At 65.3% G+C, this 17,801-nt stretch carries 12 protein-coding genes; 7 read left to right on the plus strand and 5 right to left on the minus strand.

The genetic code is table 11. The features are described from left to right. The first annotated feature begins 199 nt into the window (after positions 1-199). The 3 genes from mutM (at position 200) to XaplCFBP3123_RS20320 (ending at position 3,879) form a co-directional block, all read left to right on the plus strand. Positions 200-1,015: a bifunctional DNA-formamidopyrimidine glycosylase/DNA-(apurinic or apyrimidinic site) lyase gene (gene mutM / locus XaplCFBP3123_RS20310; RefSeq protein ID WP_104535704.1), complete on the plus strand. Its 816-nt coding sequence runs from the start codon at positions 200-202 to the stop codon at positions 1,013-1,015. A 90-nt stretch (positions 1,016-1,105) separates the two neighbouring features. After that, complete coding sequence (locus tag XaplCFBP3123_RS20315; RefSeq protein ID WP_104535706.1) at positions 1,106-2,209, plus strand: DUF4380 domain-containing protein; 1,104 nt, start codon at positions 1,106-1,108, stop codon at positions 2,207-2,209. 68 nt (positions 2,210-2,277) lie between these two features. After that, on the plus strand, positions 2,278-3,879 hold the full coding sequence (locus tag XaplCFBP3123_RS20320) for a glucan biosynthesis protein (RefSeq protein ID WP_104535705.1): 1,602 nt from the start codon (positions 2,278-2,280) through the stop codon (positions 3,877-3,879). A gap of 126 nt (positions 3,880-4,005) precedes the next feature. On the opposite strand, the gene XaplCFBP3123_RS20325 is transcribed toward XaplCFBP3123_RS20320, so the two are convergent. Next, entirely contained in the window at positions 4,006-5,250 is a 1,245-nt protein-coding gene (locus XaplCFBP3123_RS20325; protein WP_104535669.1) for a GAF domain-containing sensor histidine kinase, read from the minus strand. A 535-nt stretch (positions 5,251-5,785) separates the two neighbouring features. After that, complete coding sequence (locus XaplCFBP3123_RS20330; protein ID WP_104535670.1) at positions 5,786-6,418, minus strand: thymidine kinase; 633 nt, start codon at positions 6,416-6,418, stop codon at positions 5,786-5,788. 113 nt (positions 6,419-6,531) lie between these two features. Between XaplCFBP3123_RS20330 and XaplCFBP3123_RS20335 the strand changes: the two genes are divergently transcribed. Continuing rightward, complete coding sequence (locus XaplCFBP3123_RS20335) at positions 6,532-8,508, plus strand: UvrD-helicase domain-containing protein (RefSeq protein ID WP_104535671.1); 1,977 nt, start codon at positions 6,532-6,534, stop codon at positions 8,506-8,508. Between the two features lie 266 nt (positions 8,509-8,774). Continuing rightward, positions 8,775-9,809, plus strand: a complete 1,035-nt coding sequence (locus XaplCFBP3123_RS20345) for a DUF4272 domain-containing protein (RefSeq protein WP_104535672.1) — start codon at positions 8,775-8,777, stop codon at positions 9,807-9,809. A gap of 133 nt (positions 9,810-9,942) precedes the next feature. Here the strand turns inward: XaplCFBP3123_RS20345 and XaplCFBP3123_RS20350 are convergent, their stop codons facing one another. After that, positions 9,943-10,611 carry a YceH family protein gene (locus tag XaplCFBP3123_RS20350; RefSeq protein ID WP_104535673.1) on the minus strand — a complete coding sequence of 223 codons (669 nt, stop codon included), beginning with the start codon at positions 10,609-10,611 and terminating at the stop codon, positions 9,943-9,945. 304 nt (positions 10,612-10,915) lie between these two features. On the opposite strand from XaplCFBP3123_RS20350, the gene XaplCFBP3123_RS20355 reads away from it, so the two are divergent. Further along, the gene (locus XaplCFBP3123_RS20355) at positions 10,916-11,887 is read left to right on the plus strand and encodes a 5'-nucleotidase, lipoprotein e(P4) family (protein WP_104535674.1); all 972 of its coding nucleotides are present in this window, start codon (positions 10,916-10,918) and stop codon (positions 11,885-11,887) included. Continuing rightward, entirely contained in the window at positions 11,884-12,615 is a 732-nt protein-coding gene (gene pyrF / locus XaplCFBP3123_RS20360; protein ID WP_104535675.1) for an orotidine-5'-phosphate decarboxylase, read from the plus strand. The genes XaplCFBP3123_RS20355 and pyrF overlap by 4 nt, the downstream gene beginning before the upstream one ends. 242 nt (positions 12,616-12,857) lie before the next feature. Here the strand turns inward: pyrF and XaplCFBP3123_RS20365 are convergent, their stop codons facing one another. After that, complete coding sequence (locus XaplCFBP3123_RS20365; RefSeq protein WP_172453419.1) at positions 12,858-14,459, minus strand: tryptophan halogenase family protein; 1,602 nt, start codon at positions 14,457-14,459, stop codon at positions 12,858-12,860. Positions 14,460-14,486: 27 nt separating this feature from the next. Next, entirely contained in the window at positions 14,487-17,519 is a 3,033-nt protein-coding gene (locus XaplCFBP3123_RS20370) for a TonB-dependent receptor domain-containing protein (RefSeq protein WP_104535676.1), read from the minus strand. Positions 17,520-17,801 lie beyond the last annotated feature (282 nt).

The following is a 17,801-nucleotide window of genomic DNA, read 5'->3' on the forward strand; positions in this document are numbered from 1 at the left end:
GACTGGGGGTTTCTTTTTGTCCAAAATTCGACGCAACTCGACAAAGACAAAGGTCCGAAGTTCACCACCGCACTCGCTCACTCAAAGCGCAAGCCGAGCGCCGTACCGACGCTGGCAGACGCCAAGGTGGATTTACCGCGTTTGGCCACCATATTGATCCGTTCCGGCGCACCGCCGGCCTGGCCGATTGGAGACCTGCATGCCCGAGCTGCCCGAAGTCGAAACCACCTTGCGTGGCCTGGCACCGCATCTGGTCGGCCAACGCATCCACGGCGTCATCCTGCGGCGGCCCGACCTGCGCTGGCCCATCCCCGAGCAGATCGAGCGCCTGCTGCCCGGTGCGACCATTACCGATGTACGTCGTCGGGCCAAATACCTGTTGATCGATACCGATGCCGGCGGCAGCGCGCTGCTGCATCTTGGAATGTCCGGAAGTCTGCGCGTATTACCCGGCGATACGCTGCCGCGAGCGCACGATCATGTGGATATCAGCCTGCAACATGGCCGTGTCCTGCGCTTCAACGATCCGCGTCGGTTCGGTTGCCTGTTGTGGCAACACGATGCGCAGGTGCACGATTTGCTGGCGGCACTTGGCCCGGAACCCTTATCGGATGCATTTACTGGCGATTATCTGCATGCACTGGCGAGTGGCCGGCGCGCGGCAGTGAAAACCTTTCTGATGGATCAGGCTGTCGTTGTCGGCGTGGGGAATATCTATGCGGCAGAAAGCCTGCATCGCGCAGGAATCAGCCCACTGCGCGAAGCCGGCAAAGTGTCATTGGACCGTTACCGGCGGCTGGCTGCAGCAGTGAAGGACATCCTGGGCTACGCCATCCAGCGCGGTGGTACCACGTTGCGCGACTTCATCAGCCCGGATGGGGCGCCTGGTTATTTCGAACAGGAACTGACGGTATACGGGCGCGAAGGCGAGGCGTGCAAGCAGTGCGGACGCCTGCTGAAGCACGCGACCATCGGGCAACGTGCGACGGTATGGTGCAGCAGCTGCCAGCGTTGAAATCCACCGAAACTCTCGATAAAGCAGGGTTGGCTAGTGCGTTGCCGTACATCGCGCCACAATCGTGAGGCCCTGCGATTGGAGTTGTACATGTCTGGCTCATTGCGTCGCTTCATGCCGATCATGGTGGCGGGCGCCTTCGCGTTGCAGCTTGCAACAAGTGTCTGGGCGGATGAGCCTGCGTCCCGCATCAAGTCCGCAGTGGAGCGTATCCGGCTGCACAACGACGTCATTGAATTAAGCGCTACACCGGCGTTTGGCGGGCGTGTGTTGTCCTTCAATCTGGTTGGGCAACCCAACGTCCTGAAGACCGGCAGCGCGGTGGAGCAGCAACCGTTGCCGGAGGTGTCCGCCACCGCGGGCGACATTGCGTATCTCGGCCACGATGTCTGGGTGGGGCCGCAGAGTCGGTGGTGGCTGCATCAGCAGGTCAATGCAACACGTAAAGCAGCAGCTGCAGTGTGGCCGCCGGATCCCTACCTGTCGTTGGCCACCACGCAGGCAGTCACACGTGCTGGCGATCAGTTGATTCTTGAGGGCGTGCCCAGTCCGGTCACTGGCGTGCAGTTACGCAAGCGCGTCGCGCTTTCATCCACGCGGGCCGATACCGTGGAGGTGGAGGCCACTGCGCGCAATATCCGCAAAGACCCGATCAGCTGGGATGTGTGGTTCAACACGCGCGTCGCGGCGGGAACGCGTGTGTTCGTGCCGGTTGCCGACGCGGCAGACATTCGCCTGCAACCGCCGACGGAGGCTGGTACGGTTGCGCCGACGTATCGGCATCACGGTGGTGTATTTGCGTTGCGTGCCGATGCACGCGAGGACGGGCTGATTCAGCGCGGCAAAGTGTTGTTGCAGCCTTCGGCAGGCTGGATGGCTGGCTTTGCGGGCGACCAGGTGCTGGTGATCCGCTTTGCGCATCAGCCGCTTGCGGCAATCCATCCGGAGCAAGGGCAGGTAGAGCTGTATCTGGACGCGCCGTCGCAGCACCCCGAGCGCGGACTGCTGGAAATGGAAGTGCACGCACCGTATCGGCAGTTGGCGCCGGGTGCGCATATGCAGGCGAACGAGCAATGGACCTTGCTGCGTTATCCCGGGCCCGATGAGCAGCAGGCGCAACGACAATTCCTGTGCAGCAAGGCGCAAGAGCTGCAGCTGATCAATGCATGCGCGCCTTCGTCTGCGGCGCTCTGACTTCTGCATTCACCTCCGTGCCGAGCTGTGGCTATGATGGCGGCCATTCCCTGAGCAGACCGATGCGCATGCAACGACGCCACTTCCTGAAGAATGCCGCTGCCGCATTGGCCGCGCTCGGTTTGCCGGCGTTGCCGCAGTGGGCGTTGGCGGCCAAGGCAGTTGGACTGCGTCGCTTGGGGCAGCCGCAGCCGTTCGACTATGGCTGGCTCAAGGGGCAGGCGCGTGCGTTGGCCAGGGCGCCTTACAAAAGCCATAAGCAGGTGCTTCCCGGGCCGTTGGAAGCGTTGAACTGGGATCAATACCAGTCGATCCGCTACCGCCAGGACCATGCGCTGTGGGCCGACGGCAACGGCAAGTTCCAGGCGAAGTTCTTCCATCTGGGGCTGTATTTCCATAGCCCCGTGCACATCTACGACATCGTCGACGGCCAGGCGCAGCAACTGGCGTACGATCCGGCAGCGTTCGATTACGGCAGCAGCGGGCTGGGCGGCAAGCAATTGCCCAAGGACCTGGGCTTTGCCGGGTTCCGTCTCAATACGCGCAAGGACACCGATCGCGATTTCTCGGCCTTCCTGGGCGCGAGCTATTTCCGCGCGGTCGGGAAGGAAGGCCAATACGGGCAGTCGGCGCGCGGGCTGGCGATCGACACCGGCACCGGCGGGCCGGAGGAGTTCCCGGACTTCATCGCCTATTACATGGAGCAGCCGGCAGACGACTCGAATACCGTGGTGGTGTACGGGCTATTGGACTCGCCCAGCGTTGCCGGTGCGTATCGCTTCGCCATCACCAATGGCGAGGTGCTGGTGATGGAGATCGACAGCGCGCTCTACCCGCGCAAGACCATCGAGCGGCTGGGGATCGGCCCGTGCACCAGCATGTATCAGGTCGGCGAAAACGATCGCCGCATGGACTGGGACTGGCGCCCGGAAATCCACGACACCGACGGCTTGGCGATGTGGACCGGCGGCGGCGAGTGGATCTGGCGACCGTTGTGCAACCCGCCGCAGCTGCGCTTCAACATGTTCGTCGATGAGAATCCACGCGGGTTCGGCCTGTTGCAGCGCGATCGCAACTTCGACCATTACCAGGACGACGGCGTGTTCTACGAGAAGCGCCCCTGCCTGTGGGTGGAACCCAAGAGTGGCTGGGGCAAGGGCTCGGTACAGCTGGTCGAGATTCCGACCGTGGACGAGACCTTCGACAACATCGTGGCGTTCTGGAACCCGCAAGACAAACCGCAGCCGGGCCAAGAGTTGCTGATGGGGTACCGGTTGTATTGGGGCGCGCATCCGCCGGCCACCTCGCCGCTGGCGCATTGCGTGGCCACGCGCACCGGCCTGGGCGGCATCGTCGGGCAGAAGCGTGGCCATTTCTCGTGGCGGTTTGCGGTGGATTTCGCGGGGGGCGAACTGGCTGCGGTGACCAAGGATCCGAAAGCCAGGGTCGAGGCCATCCTCCAGGTGTCGCGCGGCACCACCGAGATCGTGTCGGCGCGTCCGCTGCATGAGCTCAAGGGCTATCGGGCGATGTTCGATCTGGTGCCGCCCGATGACAGCACCCAGCAGATCGATATCCGTCTGTTCCTGCGCGCCAACGGCAAGCCGCTGACCGAAACCTGGCTGTACCAGTGGACGCCGCCACCGGCGAGCGAGCGCAAGATCTACTAGCGCAAGACCACGCGCAGCTGGCAGCCATCGCGACCCTTGCGCGCATGAACCACGGACTAAGATCGAGCCGCGTTGGATTGAGTAGCCAACGCGCGCTCGCCGATGCGGTGCGCGACGGTGCGTCCGCTATGGCTGGTTCGCGTTGGCGACCAGGTGCATGCGCCCACGTGGGCGCACGCAGGCCAACTCCACACGAAAGCAGGTGCCCTCCTTGCCGCTGAGGATACGCAGTTCGCCTTGATGGGCCCGTGCGATCTGGGCGGCCATGTGCAGGCCCAGGTCGACTTCGGGCAAGGCGCGTCCGCCGGTGTGCACGTGGGTGGAGGCCTGCAGCACGTCGAGCCGGCGCGGATCGATACCGTCCAGATTGCAGACCTCGATGCGCAGGCGGCCCTGCTCGGTGACCGCAATCGCCTTGATCAGCGAACTCTGTTGCCCCTGCACCACGGCGTTGATCATCAGGCTGCCGAACATCTGCGCCAGGCGTACCGCATCGCCGTGCACCGGTTCGTCGATGGACACATGCGTGGACAGCACCTGGTTCGGATACGCGGCGCGGGTTTCGTCGACGACCTGCGATAGCGCATCGAGCAGATCGCTGCCGTCGCCGTAGTCCAGCTGCAGCCAGTCGCGTTCGATGCCGCGCGCGAAATCGCTGGCGAAGTCGATCAGTTCTTCCATGCGCCGCAGGCTGCGCTGCATCGACCGGATTGCGCCGCCCTGGCGTTGGTTGAGCGAGTCGATCGCCAGCATGTCCACCACCGCATGCATGGACTGCAGCGGGTTGCGCAGATCGTGCCCCAGGATGCCGATGAACTCTTCGCGCAGGCGTGCCGAGGCGCCGATACGCCCCAGTTCACTGCGTGCGCGCCGCGATTCCTGCGCGCTCTCTTCGGCGCGCTGCTCGGCCTGGATCTGCGCTGCCAGCAGTTGCGCCAGCAGCTCGACCTTTTCCACCAACGGCGCATCCATGACGCGCGGCAACGGGTCCAGCGCGCACAAGGTGCCGAACACGCTGCCGTCGTCGAACGTGATCGGCACCGAGACATAGCTTTCGAAGCCGTACAGCCGCGGCGTGGGGTGGTCGCGGAAGACCGGGTGCTCGGAGGCATGGCCGAACCACAACGCATTGCCCTGGGTGCGCACGCTGTCGCAGAAGGTGGTGACCAGGGGCAACTCGTCGCCGGGCGTGAGACCGAAAGACAGGTCGTCGCGCACCTGGCAGGTGATCCAGCGCGTATCGGTCACGCGCGCAACCGCGGCGAATCCCATGCCGGTCAGACGGGTGAGAATGGTCAGGACATCGGGGACCGACGATAGGCGGCCAACACGCGCGATATCGGCGCGTAACTCGGGAGGAAGCGGACCCATGTATTGCCTCCCGACAAGTGGATGATCGCCAGTTTACAGGACTGCGGTTGCGCCTGGCTGCGCGCGGATCGCTGCAACGGCACTGCAACGATACGCCTGTTGATGCGTAGCGGAAATACAGCGGCGATCGCATGCCTGCAAGGGTTTAGCGAGGCATCACAAGTGCATACCGAGCCAGCGCGTTAAGACCATTTCGGCTGAATTCTTCAGCCAGCCACCACGCCGGTTTATCTGTCCGGTAACGAGCAAAATACCTGGCGCGGCAATGCCGCATCATTCAAGAAGTGGCGTATCGCGAGCCACGCATCACGTCCATCAGGCGGGATCGGGCGACGGCCGCTGCATGAAGACGGTACCTACGCGTGGTCAACGCTTGGTCGGGTGCAATGGCTTCGGCATGACCATGCCATCCGCGTCGGTCGAGGTGTCGGTGGCCGGTCTTGTAGAAGATCGGCACTTGGAAGATCGGCATTGCCAGCCGCGGGCGACATTTTTAAGCGTCGCGCTGCGCTTCGATCAGGGCGACGCTGTAGCTTTACGAACTCGCCGGCAGCGGCAGTGCAATCTGCAGCGGGTCGATGCGGCCTTCGCCACGCATGATCTTCTTGAACTCGGCGCGGCTGACCGACACGTAGCGCTCGTTACCGCCGATTTCCACCTGCGGGCCGTCCTGCACCGCGTGCCCTTGCGCATCCACGCGCACGGTCATGGTGGCCTTGCTGCCGCTGTGGCAGATGGTCTTGATCTCCTCCAGCTCGTCGGCCCAGGCCAGCAGAAACTGGCTGCCCTCGAACAGCTCGCCGCGGAAGTCGGTCCGCAGGCCATAGCACAGCACCGGAATGCGCAGACGATCGACCACCTCGCTCAACTGCCAGACCTGGCCACGGTTGAGGAACTGCGCCTCGTCCACCAGCACGCAATGCAGCGCGCCTTCGGCCTGGATGTCGCGTTCGATCAACTGCTGCAACTCGGTGTCGCGATCGAAGGTGCGCCCGTCCGCGCGCAGCCCGATCCGCGAGGCCACCACGCCGCTGCCGGCGCGGTGATCGAGCTGGGGCGTGAGGATCAAGGTGCGCATGCCGCGTTCGCGGTAGTTGTGCGCCGACTGCAGCAAGGTGGTGGTCTTGCCGGCATTCATTGCCGAGTAGTAGAAATAGAGCTTGGCCATTGGTGGATTTTACCGGGCCGCACGGCCGGCGGTGACGGCCATCTGCATGAACCGGCGGCACAGGCCTGCCCGATCCGGCGCCGGTACAATGGCCCGCTCTGTTGGAAGCCTCTATGCACGGTCTCAATCTCCCGCAACGCGCCGCAGTGCTGCACTGCGAAGGTCCCTTGTTGGTGCTGGCCGGTGCCGGCAGCGGCAAGACGCGCGTGATCGTGGAGAAGATCGCGCACCTGATCGCCACCGGCCGCTATCCGGCCAAGCGCATCGCGGCGATCACCTTCACCAACAAGTCGGCCAAGGAAATGCGCGAGCGCGTGGCCAAGCGCATCCGTGGCGATGGCGCCGATGGCCTGACCATCTGCACCTTCCACGCGCTGGGGCTGAAGTTCCTGCAGATCGAGCACGCCGCTGCCGGCTTGAAGCGCGGCTTTTCGATCTTCGATTCCGACGATGCCGCTGCCCAGATCAAGGACCTGATGCACGGCGCCAAGCCCGATGCGATCGAGGACGCCAAGAACCTGATCTCGCGCGCCAAGAACGCCGGCCTGTCGCCCGAACAGGCGATGGCGGCGGCGCGCAGCAATCGCGAAAAGGAAGCCGCCAGCCTGTACGAGCGCTACCAGGCGCGGCTGACCACCTTCAACGCGGTGGACTTCGACGATCTGATCCGCCTGCCGGTGCAGATCCTGGAGGCCAACGAAGAGATCGTGATGGGCTGGCGCGAGCGCATCGGCTACCTGCTGGTGGACGAGTGCCAGGACACCAACGATGCGCAGTACCGATTGCTGAAAATGCTGGCCGGGCCACGCGGCAACTTCACCTGCGTGGGCGACGACGATCAGAGCATCTACGCCTGGCGTGGCGCCAATCCGGAAAACCTGCAGCAGATGGGGCGCGATTATCCGGCGCTGGAAATCATCAAGCTGGAACAGAACTACCGTTGCTCCAACCGCGTGTTGCGCGCGGCCAATGCCTTGATCGCACACAACCCGCACGAGCACTTGAAGACGCTGTGGAGCGACCAGGCCGACGGCGAGCGCATCCGCGTGTGGGAATGCCGCGACAGCGAGCACGAAGCGGAAAAGGTCGCCGCCGAGATCTCGTTTCTGGGCACCGCCAAGCAGGTGCCGTGGAGCGACTTCTGCATCCTGTTCCGCGGTAATTTTCAATCGCGGCCGCTGGAAAAAGCGCTGCAGCTGCTGCGCGTGCCGTATCACCTGACCGGAGGCACCGCGTTTTTGGAGCGGCAGGAAGTCAAGGACGTGTTGTCGTGGCTGCGGTTGATCGTCAATCCCGATGATGACGCCGCGTTCCTGCGCGCCGTGCAGTCGCCCAAGCGCGAGGTCGGTGCGACCTCGCTGGCGCGGTTGGCCGAGCTGGCCAGTGCGAAGTCGGTGCCGATGTCGCGCGCGGCCGAGTCGATGGGCGCGCTGCAGCACTTGCCGCCGCGTGCGGCCAATGGCCTGAGTGCGTTCACCGACATCCTGCGCGATATGCGCGAGCATTCGGCCACGCTGCCGGCGGGAGAACTGGTGCGCCTGCTGGCCGACAGATCCGGCCTGCTCAACGACCTGCGCAACCAGTCCAAGGACGACACCGGCTTCCAGCGGCGCAAGCGCAATCTGGACGAGCTGGCCGAGTGGTTCGAAGGCGGCCCGCGTGGTGCAAGCGCCAGCGACCTGGCCGCGCAGCTGGCGCTGTTGTCGCGCAACGACAAGGACGATGGCGGCAACCAGGTGCGCATGATGACCATGCATGCGTCCAAGGGGCTGGAATTCCGTTACGTGTTCATCGTCGGCTGCGAAGACGGCGTGCTGCCGCATGAAGTGAGCCTGGAAGAAGGCAACCTGCAGGAAGAACGCCGCCTGCTGTACGTGGGCATCACCCGCGCCAAGGAGCAGCTGTGGATGAGCCATAGCAAGTTGACGCGCAAGTTCGGCGAGCATGTGCGGCTCAAGCCCAGCCGCTTCTTCGACGAGATTCCGGCCGAAGAACTGCAGCGCGATGGCGCCGACCCGGTGGCCGATGCCGAGCGCAAGAAAGAGCGCGCCAGCGCGGGCCTGGCGGCGATCCAGGCGTTGTTCGACTAGCCTGAGCCAGGAGGCCGATCCGCTGCTGTATTACACGATCGAACTCGGTCCGGCCGACATGGACAGCCGGGCAGGCCTGCGGCACCCTGACGGCGACTCTCACCGCTGAATGCGGCCGACACAACGCAGCAAATAGTCGCAAGCGCGGCGTGGACGGCGCGGAAGCACTCCCGTGTACGAACGGCACGGGAGAATTTGCGCACCGACCGTACCTGCCTGGCGAGGAGCGCCGTCGTTGTGTCCGTCGCCCCAACCAGGACACTTGCATGCCACTGCTGGTCAACGCCTATTCCACGCTGCGCGCCCCCCTGTGGCCGGATTTCCTGCCGCGCGCCGCCGTGCAGCACCGCGACCACGCCGATCCGGAATTGGCCACGCATCTGCATGGTTTCGTCGGCTACGTGAATCAGGCCGGCGACGGCCAGATGACCCAGCCGCGCTATCACCTGATGCGGCATGTGCAGCGGGTGCGCCAGCACTTCACGTTCGAGGTCGACGATGCGGCTTTCGGTGCGCTGGCGCAGTGGGCCGAGCAGGCCAACGCGGTATGTTTTCTGGCCGACGGCAGCGTGCGCGATCCGCACGGGCGGGTGCTGATCAGCCAGGGCGAGCCGGCGATCGATGAGCAGGCGCAGGTGCCGTATCCGCCGGATGCGTTGCAGCGGCGTGCGCAGCAACTTGCGCAGCTGACCGCGCAAGGCATCCGTGTGCCGCCCAGCCTGCCGCCGGTGCCTGGCGAGGCCGAAGCGCGGGTGCGCGACGTCGCGGTGGTGACGCAGCGCATGCTGGCATTGTTTGCGGTGGCCTTGCGCGCGGAGATGCTGGCCGCCGGCGATACGCCACCGTCGTTGGAAGACATGGACGCCCGCCTCCCCGGTGTGGCGGCGGCACTGTCGCCGCAGGAGCGCGCCTTTTTTGCCCAACCCGCGCCGGAGCCGCAGCAGCTCGCCAACTTCGGCTGGCGCTACGAGAGCCTGGCCGTGCTGCAGTGGGCCCTGGGGCTGGCCGACGCGCTGCCGGAGCCGACCGATCTATGCGATGTGCCATTGGCTGCCCAGCGCGCGCTGGAGCATGCCGACGCCGCGACGCGGCCGTCGCTGACGCTACGGCCAGTGCCCGACCTGCTGGATGCCCTGGACCGGCAGCTGCGCCTGCATTGGGCGGTGCGCCAGGCCGGCCAGACCGAGCAACCGCCACCGGCCGGCATCGTGCCCGGTGTGGTCTACGAGCGTCATTACACCCTCAACTGGCTGCTGCACTTCGAAGATGCAGACTGGGACGAGGTGGATACGCCGACGTGAGCGGGGCGGGGCGCAACCTGCGCCATCACCGCTCGACAAGGGCGTCGTCTGGCGATCTGACCGGTCGTTGCGTGATTTGCGATCCGCGTGGGCGGCGACGTGAAGCGGGCATCTCCAGGAGCAGACCGTCGGCCTAGGCGCCAGCCGCCTCCAGGCGCGCCTGCACCGCGGCCAGCGCATCCTGCAACTCGGCGATAGTGGCTTCCAGGGTTTGCACGCGTGCTTCCAGCTCGCTGCTGTCGGCGCTGCTGCGGGGGCTTGGCGCAGCGCGCGCTGCCGCAGCCTGCAATGCCTCCACATCCAGCTCGCCACTGAGCAGATGCGCATAACGCTCTTCGCGCTGGCCGCTGGCGCGCGGCAGTTGCACGGCCAGGCCGCGCTGGATCAGCCGGTCCAGATGGTGGCGCACGTCGTCGGTATCGTTGAAGCGCGCCAGCCGCTCGCTGCGCGCGAACAGCTCGCTCAGCGTCTGCGGGCCGCGCAGCAGCAACAGACCGATCAGGGCGACCTGCTGGCGGGTCAGATCCAGCACGCTGCCCAGCCGGTGTTCGTAGCGCTCGGCGCGCGAGGAGAACTGCTGGCGTACCAACCCCAGGGTTTCGAGTTGACGCAGGGCGTGATGCACCACGCCGGTCTGCAGGTTCAGTACCGGCTCGCGTGCGGTCTTCTGGTTGGCGGCCACCTGCGCGGCGTTGACCGTGAGCGGATACGCATCCGGCGTGGTCGCCTCTTTTTCGATCAGGCAGCCGAGCACGCGGGCCTGGGCGGTATCGAGGACGGGCGGGGAAGGTGCATCTGTCATGGGGGCGACTCCGGGGCAATCGGCGCACAAGGATATGCCGATCCTGCGCCGGCGTTCTTCAGGCCGCGATCCCACGGGGAGCGTCCAGATCGGCAGCGGCATCGAAGACGCGGTCAGGTGCTGAGGCTGTCGGTTGTCGCGCGCACGCAGGTGCACGAGGCACTCGCGTATCGGCATGAATCCCCACGATGGCGATGTCTTCATTCCATGCGCATCCGCCACTGCGCGGCACTGCCGTCAGCCGGCGCGGGCGGTGCGGCGCGAACCCGCTAAAATCGCGGTCTTCATTGCCGCTCCTGTTCTGGTGGATGCCATGCGCCCCTCGCTTCACGCACCGTTGTCCCTGCTCGCCTGCACCGCGCTGGCCCTGAGCGCCTGCAAGCCCGCCGACAAGGAGCTGGCCCAGCGCGCGCAGGACGCCGCCGTGTCCGCCAATGCGGCCGCCGCCAAGACCGCCAAGACCGCCAAGACCGCCACGCCGCCCGCAGCCGCCAGCGCACCGGCCGGCGACGACAACCTCAATGCGGTGCTGTGGATGCAGCGCTCGGAGGAATACCGCGCCGTGGCCGAGCAGACCTATCGCGCCGCTGCCGACAAGCTGGACGCTGCGCTGAAGCAGCCCAACTGGGACGCGCTGGTGCCCGAGGAACGCGGCAATGCCGCCACCGGGCTGAAGCCGGCGGTGGTGCTGGACGTGGACGAGACGGTGCTGGACAACTCGCCCTACCAGGCGCGCCTGCTGCGCGACGGCAAGGAATACGACGAGGTGAGCTGGGACCAGTGGGTGGCGGAGAAGAAGGCCACCGCGATCCCGGGCGTGGTGGACTTCGCCAAGGCCGCCAACGCGCGCGGCATCACCCTGATCTACATCTCCAACCGCGCCGTGCACCTCAAGGACGCCACGCTGGCCAATCTGCGCAGCGTCGGGCTGCCGGTGGCCGATGACAGCGTGTTTCTGGGCCTGGGCACGGTGGTCAAGGGCTGCGAGCAGAACGGCAGCGAGAAGAACTGCCGGCGTCAGCTGGCCGGGCAGAAATACCGCGTGCTGATGCAGTTCGGCGACCAGCTCGGCGACTTCGTGCAGGTCACCGCCAACACCGGCCAGGCGCGTGGCGCATTGCTGCAGCAGTACCACGACTGGTTCGGCGAGCGCTGGTGGATGCTGCCCAACCCCAGCTACGGCGGCTGGGAGCCGGCGCAGTTCAACAACGACTTCGCCCAGCCCTGGCAGCAGCGCCACGACGCCAAGCGCGCCGCGCTGGAGGTGGCCCGATGAGCCGCGCACCGCTGCCGCTGGCCGCGCATGAGCGGCTGATCTTCGCGCTGGATGTGCCCGGCCACGACGAGGCGATCGCCTGGGTCGACCGCCTGGGCGAGTCGGTGTCCTTCTACAAGATCGGCATGGAACTGCTGGCCTCCGGCGAATACTTCCACGTGCTCGACGCCCTGGCCAGGCGCGACAAGCGCGTGTTCGTCGATCTGAAGTTCTTCGACATCCCCGCCACCGTGGCCGGCACCATCCGCCGCCTGGCGCAGTGGCCGGTGAGCTATTGCACCGTGCACGGCTGGCACGCCGGCATGCTGCAAGCCGCCGCCGAGGCCAACCACGGCGACATGCGCCTGCTGGCGGTGACGGTGCTGACCTCGATGGGGCGCCCGGACCTGGCCGCGATGGGCATCGACCGCGAGCCGGTGGAGGTGGTGGTGGAGCGCGCGCTGGCCGCACGGGCCGCCGGCATCGACGGAGTGATCGCCTCCGGCCAGGAAGCCGGCCTGATCCGCAGCGCCACCGGCACCGGGTTTTCGATCGTGTGCCCGGGCATCCGCCCCGGCGGCCCGGTCGGCGACGACCAGCAACGCACCGTGGGCGTGGCGCAGGCATTCAACGATGGCGCCGATGCCATCGTGGTCGGCCGCCCGATCCGCCTGGCCACCGATCCGGCCGCCGCTGCGGCTGCGATCCAGGCCGAGATTCAAGCAGCGGTGGGGCCGAAGCAGCACTGAAGGAACATGCAGCTGATGCGCGCTGGGCACATCTAAGCAAGCAAAATCAACAAGTTAAAGCGACAGAATTAAAGTGTTGCTTTAACGTTAAAGCCTGCGTACGATGCCCCTCGTCCGATGTCAGTCGGAAGCTGTGCCACTCATTGTCCACCGGGCTTGTCCCGGTTTTCGAAGGGATCGGGCCTTGTGCCCGATCCTTTTTTTTGCCTGTCGATCGGTGCGTGCGCCGGCGGTGCCGTCGCTCAACGCGGCGCGGTTGCCTTGCAGTAGCGATCGATGAACTGCTGGTGGGTCGGCATGGCGTCCACGCAGTGGCCAATGGTCTGCGCCACGCTGGCCAGGAAGCGTTCGGCGTCGTGATCGGGCACCTGGTCCACCAGCGGGTGGTAGCCCTGCGGCAGGATGCCCTGGCCGACCATCACCTGCACCCAGCTGATCTCGGCGAACATCTCTTCGGCGTTGCGATAGAAGCGCCCGCTGTCGCGGAACAGGTCCAGCGTGGTCTGCAGCTCCGGGGTGATCGGCATCGTGCGGCAGTGCCGCCAGAACGCGCTGTCGTCGCGCTCGGTCGCGTGGTAATGCAGCAGCAGGAAATCGCGGATGCGGTCGAACTCGAACGCCAGCCGGTCGTTGTAGCGCTGCACCAGCACCGGGCTGATGCCCTCGCGCGGAAACAGCTCCAGCAGCCGGGAAATGCCGGCCTGGATCAAATGGATGCTGGTCGATTCCAGTGGCTCCAGAAAGCCGCTCGCCAGGCCCAGCGCCACCACATTGCGGTTCCAGAACTGCTTGCGCCGCCCGGTGGTGAAGCGCAGCGGGCGCGGGTCGGCCAGCGCTTCGCCATCCAGGTTGGCGAGCAGCGTGGCGGCGGCTTCGTCGTCGCTGATGTGCGCGCTGGAATACACATAGCCGTTGCCGGTGCGGTGCTGCAGCGGGATGCGCCACTGCCAGCCGGCCGCGCGCGCGGTGGAGCGCGTGTACGGCGTGGGCGGGCCGACCTTTTCGCTCGGCACCGCCAGTGCGCGATCGCACGGCAGCCAATGGGTGAAGTCGTGGTAGCCGGTGTGCAGCGCTTGTTCGATCAACAGCCCGCGGAAGCCGGAGCAGTCGATGAACAAGTCGCCGCTGACGACCTGCCCGGACGCCAGCTGCAGCGATTGCACGTGGCCGGTGTCCGCATGCAGCTGCACCTGTTCGACCAGGCCTTCGATGCGGGTGACGCCGCGTTGCTGCGCATACCCACGCAAAAAGCGCGCGTACCGGGTGGCATCGAAGTGGTACGCGTAGGCGATGTTGGCCAGCGGCGAATTGGCCGGCACATCGCCGGCCGAGGTCATGAACTTGCCGCGCACCGCGGCCACGGTGTTGAGCGTATAGGCGCCCAGCGGCTGCGCCTTGCCGCGCAGGTGTTGCTTGATCCAGTACTGATGGAACGGCAGCAGCCCGAGCGGATGCCCGATCTGGGTGCCGAAGCCGTGGATGTACGCCGTACCGGGGCGCTGCCAGTCGACGAACTCGATGCCGAGCTTGAAGCTGCCCTGGGTCTGGCGGACGAACTCGGCCTCGTCGATGCCGAGCAGATTGTTGAAGGCCTTGATGTGCGGCACGGTGGCCTCGCCAACGCCAACGGTGCCGAGCTGTTCGGATTCGATCAGCTGCACCTTGAAGCCGGGGCCAAGCACGCGCGCGAAGGCCGCGGCGGCCATCCAGCCGGCGGTGCCACCGCCGACGATGACGATGTTGCGAAGCGGAGCGGGGATCATGCCGGTGTGTTCCTGGGCGAAGACAGCGGACGGATAAACGAACGGGGCCACCCGGCCCCGTTCGAAACACCACACACCCATGTCGGCACGTGTGGCGATGGAGGCCAATCAGAACTTGGCGCCGATTTCCAGCACGACGCTGCGCGGCACGTAGTTGATTTCGCCACTGGTGTTGATGGCGATGTCCGGATCGAACTGCCCGTTGCTGCCGAAGCCGTTGTAGGCGTACGCGCTGTAGTTTTTGAAGTTGAAGGCGTTGAGCAGGTTCACGCGCGCGTTGAGCTTGAAGTCCCCGACCACGGTGAACTCCTTGGTGGCCTGGAAGTCCACCGTGCGGTAGCCCCAGATATCGCCACCGACCAGGAACTTGCCGCTGCCCGGCGGAGTGACACCGACCTGCTGGCAGGTCGCGCCATCGGGATCGGTGAAGCCGAAGCAGGCGATCGTGTTGATCGGCTCGGGCGTTGCCAGCACCAGCTTGGCACCGAAGGTGACGCCCCACGGACCATCGATCGATCCGGAAGCGACAAAGCGATGTGCGGCCACTGCGTCGGACTTCACGAACGGATAGCCGCGAATGGTCGCCTTGTCGAAGCCGTACGGCTCATCGATGTTGCGGTTCTGGCGCGCGCTGGTGTGGGTGTAGGACAGGGTCAGGCCCCAACCGGATTCCTTTGTGTACGGCTTGTCGGCCGACAGCAGGACCTGGCTGTTGCGCTGCTCCAGGCCGTTGCTGCCCAGAATGGTGTTCTGGTAGCCAGGCACCGGCTCGCCCCACGGCACGTTGCCGTTCTGGAAGTAGGAGCCATCCGGATAGCGGTTGATCAGACCCATCGCAAAGCCGTCGTAGCTCAGGATCCGCTGGAAAGTCACATCGGTCAGCCAGTCGCCCACCTGATTGGTGATGCCGATGCTGTACTGGTCGCTGTACGGCGTCTTGAGCTTGTTGTTGAACATGAACAACTCTGCGCTGCCGGCGACACCGGGGATGGTGTTGAGCTGATCGATGCCGTTGAGATAGCGTGGATCGTATGCGACGCAAGTGCGGTCACTGCGATAGCAGGTCCCGGTGGCAGGATTCTGGAAGTACACCGCGACCGGTGACAGCGCCGCCTTGCTGGTTTCCAGTGCCAGCTGCTCGAACAGATTGCGGTCATACGAACGCGCTGCGCCGCCATGCAGGATGGCGCTTTCGTCGCCGAAGAAGTCGTACGAGAACCCGAAGCGCGGCGCCCAGGCATCCTTGAAGTTCTTGCGGTTGCCGCCGGTGCTGATGTAGTCGGCCACGTTGATGCCGCTGGGCAGCAGACGGTTGGCCCACGGCTGGCCGGGGTTTTCCGCATCGTCGGCGTACAACGCATCCACGAACGGCTGCGAGGTCACGAAGTCGGTGTAGGCCGGTGTGTCTTCGTAATCCCAGCGCACGCCGATGTTGATCATCAGCTTGTCTGTAGCCGCCCAGTCGTCCTGCAGGTAGATGCCGTACTGCTTGGACGGCGATACCACCGTCGCACGCTGGCCGGGCGTGGTGTAGGGCGCAATGAAGTCGACGCGATACGGCGTGGATTCCACGCTGCCGCCGTTGACGCGATAGCTGAACTGCGGATTCAGCGCGGCCGAATCCTGCGAGGTCAGCTCGATGTCCTTGTAGTTCACACCCATTTTGATGGTGTGTTCGCCGTGCCACTGGAAGCTGGTGAAGGTCAGGTCGTTCTGCAGGAACCAGCCCTTCTGGCTCTTGCGCTGCGCATTCTTGCCGCCGGCCGAACCGGTGGTCAGGAAGGTGCGCTCATCGATATCGGTGGAGCCGGCACGCGGCTGGAAATACGTGTAGACGATGCCGTTGCCCAGCGTGCGCGGGGTCGGGTTGTTCTCCGAGTTCTCGGTGCCGACGATGACCTCGTTGAACCAGTTGTCGGCACTGTGCTGCCAACGCAGGTTGGTGCGCTTGTCCTGGTTGATCTTGTCGGTGGCCTGCGCGAGCGTGTTGGTGCCGCCAACGTTGGCGGTCTGGGTCTCGTCGCGATAGATCGTGCTCAGCTCGATGCGATCCCGATCAGTGGGCTCGAAATCGATCTTGCCGAAGAACAGGTCTTCTTCGAACGGCATGTTGGCCGGGCCGTACTGGCTGGCCAGATCGGAAGGCAGCTGGTTGAGGAACGCGGCGGCCTCTGCGCTCGGTTGCACGCTCTTGGGTGCGACGTTCTCCTTGCCTTCGTAGGCAACGAAGAAATGCATGCGGTCCTGGATGATCGGCCCGCCCAACGCAAACCCGTATTCCTTGGTCTGCGAATCGATCTTGCCATCTGCTTCCTCGTCGGGCCGCTTGTCGCGCAGATCCTGGTCGGTGTAGCGATAGAACGCTTCACCGTGGAACTCGTTGGTGCCGGACTTGGTGGCCGCGGTAATCGCCGCGCCACTGATCTGGCCGTACTCGGCCTTGTAGTTGGAGGTGATGACCTTGTACTCGCCGATGGCGAGCTGCGGGAACGGGTTGCCCTGCGTATCGCTTTGGCCGGCCACGCCGCCACTGCGCACGTAGCTCTTCTGACCGACGCCGTCGATATACAGATTGCCGGCACTGGCGTTGGAGGCGCCACCGCGCAGCTTGGTGTTGCCGTTGCCGTCCACCTGAAACACCATGCCCGGCACGGTGTCGGCGAACTCCAGGAAGTTGCGCGTGGCTTGCGGCAACTGCTGAATCTGCCGTGCGGTAATGGTGTTGCCCACCTCCGATGTCTTGACGTCGCGAATCATCGGCGCGCTGACCGTCACCGTGTCCAGTGTGGTCGCATCGCCGGCCGGTGCGGCCGTCTCGGCGCCCAGGTCGACGGTGGCGCTGGAGGCCACCGACAGGGTCACCGTGCGGCTGGCGCCGTTGGATTCGACGGTGTAGGTGCCCGGCTGCAGACCGACGATGGTGTAGTTGCCGTTGGCATTGACCGGTGCGCGACGCACCGAGCCGGTGGCGAGGTTGGTGACGACGACCTCGCTGCCGCTCTGTGCGGAAGCGACCTGTCCGCGCAAGGTGGCGTTGCTGGACTGGGCCATGGCCGGGGTGGTGGCGAACAAAGAGGCAGCCAGGGCGCAGCACAACAGGCTGCGCGCCGGCAGGGTGGAGACGGTGCGGTGAGTCTTCATGACTTTCCCCCTCCCAGGGGTAAAGCGCGAACCAGTGAAGTGACTGGCGCGTCGAGGTCGGTGCTTGGTGTGGATGGAACGGGTACAGCGGGCAACGAACAAACAGCAGGGACGGCAAACACAGCAAAAACGGTCGCCAACCGGAGCGTGCCGTCTGCGGCATCGCGCGTCGCGCCGCAGCAACACACCTCAATCGGGACGATGCAACAAGCCTGCGGCCGGCCCCTCCCCATTGCCGTGGGACCGATGCAGCTTAGGCAGCGGGTGCGGCACCGGCGTCGA

The organism is Xanthomonas arboricola pv. populi (assembly GCF_002939945.1).
GTDB lineage: Bacteria > Pseudomonadota > Gammaproteobacteria > Xanthomonadales > Xanthomonadaceae > Xanthomonas > Xanthomonas arboricola_A.